Annotated in this window: 6 protein-coding genes; 2 read left to right on the top strand and 4 right to left on the bottom strand. The window is 73.1% G+C overall.

Features of this window, described 5'->3' with window-relative positions:
- Positions 1-43: 43 nt before the first annotated feature.
- Positions 44-1,255 (bottom strand): cytochrome P450, encoded by a 1,212-nt coding sequence (locus ACFU7Y_RS41300; protein ID WP_224282055.1) that lies wholly within the window; start codon positions 1,253-1,255, stop codon positions 44-46.
- 100 nt (positions 1,256-1,355) lie between these two features.
- A complete protein-coding gene (locus ACFU7Y_RS41295) occupies positions 1,356-1,994 on the bottom strand; it encodes a TetR/AcrR family transcriptional regulator (RefSeq protein ID WP_380771547.1) in 639 nt (212 codons plus the stop codon).
- A 93-nt stretch (positions 1,995-2,087) separates the two neighbouring features.
- On the opposite strand from ACFU7Y_RS41295, the gene ACFU7Y_RS41290 reads away from it, so the two are divergent.
- Together ACFU7Y_RS41290 and ACFU7Y_RS41285 are read left to right on the top strand one after the other, a co-directional pair.
- Complete coding sequence (locus ACFU7Y_RS41290) at positions 2,088-2,477, top strand: DUF4345 domain-containing protein (protein ID WP_224282057.1); 390 nt, start codon at positions 2,088-2,090, stop codon at positions 2,475-2,477.
- A gap of 62 nt (positions 2,478-2,539) precedes the next feature.
- Positions 2,540-3,082, top strand: a complete 543-nt coding sequence (locus ACFU7Y_RS41285; protein ID WP_224282058.1) for an MOSC domain-containing protein — start codon at positions 2,540-2,542, stop codon at positions 3,080-3,082.
- A 10-nt stretch (positions 3,083-3,092) separates the two neighbouring features.
- On the opposite strand, the gene ACFU7Y_RS41280 is transcribed toward ACFU7Y_RS41285, so the two are convergent.
- A complete protein-coding gene (locus ACFU7Y_RS41280; protein WP_224282059.1) occupies positions 3,093-3,383 on the bottom strand; it encodes a hypothetical protein in 291 nt (96 codons plus the stop codon).
- A 200-nt stretch (positions 3,384-3,583) separates the two neighbouring features.
- Positions 3,584-3,865 (bottom strand): metal-sensitive transcriptional regulator, encoded by a 282-nt coding sequence (locus ACFU7Y_RS41275; RefSeq protein WP_224282060.1) that lies wholly within the window; start codon positions 3,863-3,865, stop codon positions 3,584-3,586.
- Positions 3,866-3,963 lie beyond the last annotated feature (98 nt).

Genomic DNA, 3,963 nt, shown 5'->3' with positions numbered 1-3,963 from the left:
GACGTCGAGCAGGGCGACGCCCTGACCGTGTTTCCGGCGGCGGCTACCAGTCCACCGGGAGGCGGGCGGGGCTCCGGGTGGTGCTGCCGAGCTGCCAGGCGAGCTCCGTGACCGGGGTGGTCAGGCGCAGGCCCGGGAGGGCGGTGGCGAGGCGGTGCAGGGACTCGCGCATCTCCAGGCGGACCCGCCAGGCGCCGATGCAGTAGTGCGGGCCGGCGCTGAAGGCGAGGGTGGGGGCCGGGAGCGGGAGGCCGAGGTCGGCGTCGAGGCCCTCGGGGTAGACGGCCGGGTCGCGGTTGGCGCTGCCGAGGCTGACGGCGACGACCGCGTCGGCCGGGACGGTGACGTCGCCGACCTCGATCGGTGCGGTGGTGCGGCGGATGGTGGCCTCGTCGTCGCCGAGCGGGATGTAGTGCAGCAGCCGTTCGGCGGTGCGCTCGGCGATGTCCGGGTCGGCGAGGCGCGGCCAGTGCTCGGGGCGTTCGCCGAGGACGTAGACCAGGGCGTTGGCGAGGGCTCCGGCGACGCTCTCGTTGCCGCTGGCGGTGAGCCCGGCGACCAGGAAGACGAGTGACTCCTCGGGGACGCCGCCGTCCTGGTCGGCGGCCCGGACCAGTCGGCTGACCAGGTCGTCGCCGGGCTCGCGGCGCCGTCGGGCGACCAACTCCTTCATGAACGCGCCGAATTCGGCGAGGGCGCCGTCATGGTCGGCCGCCTGTGTCCCGCCCTGCTCGCCGCCCTGGGCGAGCAGGGCGAGGGTCCAGCGGTGCAGCCGCGCCTCGTCCAGGTGGTCCGGCCCGTCCCCGTCGAGCCCCATCAGCCGGGTGGTGACGGCGAACGGCACCGGCCGGGCGAACGCGGGCACGAGGTCGGCCGGCGGGCCGGCGGCGACCAGCCGGTCCACGGACTGCTGGACGGCGGCCGCGACCCACGGCTGCCAGCCGGCGATGGCACGCGGCGTGAAGGCCCGTTGGGCGGTGCCGCGCAGTCGGCGGTGGGCGGGTCCGTCCTGGTTGAACAGGGAGGCCGGGTTGGCGGCCACGTCCGCGGTGCCGCCCGCGGTGCCGACGTCATGCAGGTCGGCCCGGGTGACCCGGGGGTCGCCGAGGACCTGCCGGACGTCGTGGTAGCGGGTGATCAGCCACGCGGGGGTGCCGTCCGGGAGGGTGGTGGGGTGGGGCGGCCGGGCGGGGGCGGTGGGGAGCCGGTGGAGTGGGGGGAGGATGGTCCGGGGGTCGGCTGCGGCGGAGTCCATGGGGCCCTTCGCGGGGTCGGAGGTCCGGCTGGTCGAGGGGAGTCGAGCACCCAATTGTCTTATTTTCATGAGGAATTGGATGCTTGTGGTGCTTCTCCCGTTACGCCCTGATGGTATGCCCTCGGTGCCCCCAGCCGGGTGCAGGATCGGTCGGCAGCAGCGGCCGGAGCGCGCCCAGCACGGCGCCGATGCAGGCGTCCCGCAGTTCGGTGCGGGTGCAGGTCTCCTCGGTCAGCCAGTCGATGACCAGGACCCGGACGAACACCAGCCAGCTGCGCAGGATCTGCGACACCGCCTGCCGCGCCCGCTCGTCCGCGAGCGGGAGGACGCCGAGCAGCCGGCCGCGCAGGGCGTCGAGCTCCTCGGTGATGATGGTCTGGATCACCTGGTCCCCGGCCAGCACGCGGTTGGCCGTGAGCACGGCGTGCCGGTTGGCGATGAAGTAGTCCAGGTGGGCGTCCATGCCCTCGACCAGCTGCTCGACCAGGGTGTCGGCCGGATCGAACCGGCTCCTGGCGAGCAGGTCGTCGGCGGCCTCCCGGTAGACCGCCGCGAAGAGTTCGTGCTTGCTCGCGAAGTGCCGGTAGAGCAGGGCGCGGGAGACCCCAGCCTGCTCGGCGACCTCCTCCATCAGCACCTCCTCGTACGGCCGTTCGGCGAAGAGCCGGGCGCCGACGGAGAGCAGCTGGGCGCGTCGCTCGGCCGGGGAGAGCCGGCGGCGTCGTTCGTGGGCTGGCATGCCCGCCAGGTTACTTGACACGCGTCTACTTGTTGGCGCTAGCTTGGTAGACACGTGTCAACCGGATCGATCTCCGTGATGGGTGGGTGGGTCATGGCCAAGGCGTTACGGGTGCTCGCGTGGACGATGGGGGTCGCCTGTGTGGCGATCGGATTCCTCCACCTCCTGCTGGGGAACGCCGCGATGCCGGGGATCGCGGACGCCGGCCCCACGGTCGGCAGCTTCGGCCGCTTCATGGGGGCGGTCTTCGCCGGGTACGGCGCGGCCTGGATCCAGGCCGCCCGGCAGTCGCCGGTGCCCGCCCGGGCGGTGCGGTGGCTGGCGGCGGTGTTCCTGCTGGGCGGCCTCGGGCGGGTGCTGTCGATCGCGGTGGACGGCCGGCCGCACTGGTTCCAGCTGGTGCTGATGGCCATCGAGCTCGGGCTCGCACCGGTGTACTTGTGGCTCGCCGGCGCGGACGAACGGGCGCACGCACAGGGCTGACGGTGCGGGGTGGCTATGCTTCCACGTCGATCGAACATGCGTCCGCGAGGAGGGCCCCGAACATGAGCGGCACCGTGGTGGCAGTCAGCAGCAACGTCGAGTACTCGTTCACCAAGCCGAACCGGGACGGCATCACGCTGCTCGCCGGGCTGGGCGTCGAAGGGGACGTGCACGCCGGGGTGACGGTCAAGCACCGCTCCCGGGTCGCCCAGGACCCGAGTCAGCCGAACCTGCGCCAGGTCCACCTGATCCACCGCGAACTGCTCACCGAACTCGGCGAGTCCGGCTTCGACGTGGCGCCGGGCGCGCTCGGCGAGAACATCACCACCGAGGGCGTGGACCTGCTCGGTCTGCCGGTCGGCGCGGTGCTGCGGATCGGCCCGGAGGCCGAGGTGGAGATCACCGGCCTGCGCAACCCGTGCGCCCAGATCGACAACTACCGGCCCGGCCTGCTCAAGCAGGTCGTCGGCCGCGCCGAGGACGGCACGACCGTGCGCCGTGCCGGAATCATGGGGATCGTCCGCACCGGCGGCCCGGTCCGGCCCGGCGACGCCATCGCCGTCGAGCTGCCGGACGGCCCGCACCGCCCGCTCGACCGGGTCTGAGGCGCACGCCTCAGCGGGTGTCCCCGTCGACGCGACGCAGGTCGTAGAGGTGCGACTTCCCGGCCTTCCAGCTGCGCCACGGCCCGGTCGGCGGATGCTCCTGGTGCCGGCTCCCGCCCGGCAGCGGGCCGGAGTCGGGCACTCCCTCGGCGTCCACGACGCACCAGCCCCGGCCCGGCACCCACCGGCACCACAGGTCCAGGTCCCGCCGCCTGAACGACGGCCTGCCGTTGAAGGAGCCGTCCTCATCGAAGCGGTAGACCAGGCCGTCCAGGCGGCGGACGAACTCGATCGACGACACGGCTGATCCTTCCGAATCGGCTGCCCCGCAAGCCGGGTGGCCGTCGAGCACACCCCCTCCCGGTACGCCCCGACAGATACCGTCGGCCTGGCTCGCCGGTCGACCGAAGGGCCGAGGGATACCCCCGCCCCGTAACGGCGACGGCTCCCGGTGCACGAGCTGCCGGGAGCCGGGGCGGAGTCTTCGCTGCTGGATCGCGGTCAGGACCTGACGAGGCGGGCGATGGCCTGGTTGGCCTCGCGGATCTTGGTGCTCGCCTCCTGGCCGCCCTCGGCGATGGCGTCGCGGACGCAGCATTCGATGTGCTCGTCCAGGAGCTGGAGGGCGAAGGACTGGAGGGCGCGGCTGGCGGCGGAGACCTGGGTCAGGACGTCGATGCAGTAGGTGTCCTGTTCGACCATGCGCTGGAGGCCGCGGATCTGGCCCTCGATGCGGCGGAGCCGCTTGAGGAAGTCGTCCTTGTGGGAGCTGTAGCTGGCCATGGCCGTCTCCGGTTCCTGTGCGGTGAGGCGTGCTCACACTCTACCGGGGGTGCGGCAGGGGGGAGTCGGCCCGGACGGGCGGGGTGGTGCCCGCCCTG

Source organism: Kitasatospora sp. NPDC057542 (assembly GCF_042801945.1).
Lineage (GTDB): Bacteria > Actinomycetota > Actinomycetes > Streptomycetales > Streptomycetaceae > Kitasatospora.
Note: the sequence above shows the minus strand (reverse complement) of the source record. Positions and strands in the feature narration are given on the sequence as shown.

Coding starts and splice junctions, on each gene's coding strand:
- ACFU7Y_RS41300 (WP_224282055.1), bottom strand. CDS start 1,255: ATGGACTCCGCCGCAGCCGACCCCCGGACCATCCTCCCCCCACTCCAC.
- ACFU7Y_RS41295 (WP_380771547.1), bottom strand. CDS start 1,994: ATGCCAGCCCACGAACGACGCCGCCGGCTCTCCCCGGCCGAGCGACGC.
- ACFU7Y_RS41290 (WP_224282057.1), top strand. CDS start 2,088: ATGGCCAAGGCGTTACGGGTGCTCGCGTGGACGATGGGGGTCGCCTGT.
- ACFU7Y_RS41285 (WP_224282058.1), top strand. CDS start 2,540: ATGAGCGGCACCGTGGTGGCAGTCAGCAGCAACGTCGAGTACTCGTTC.
- ACFU7Y_RS41275 (WP_224282060.1), bottom strand. CDS start 3,865: ATGGCCAGCTACAGCTCCCACAAGGACGACTTCCTCAAGCGGCTCCGC.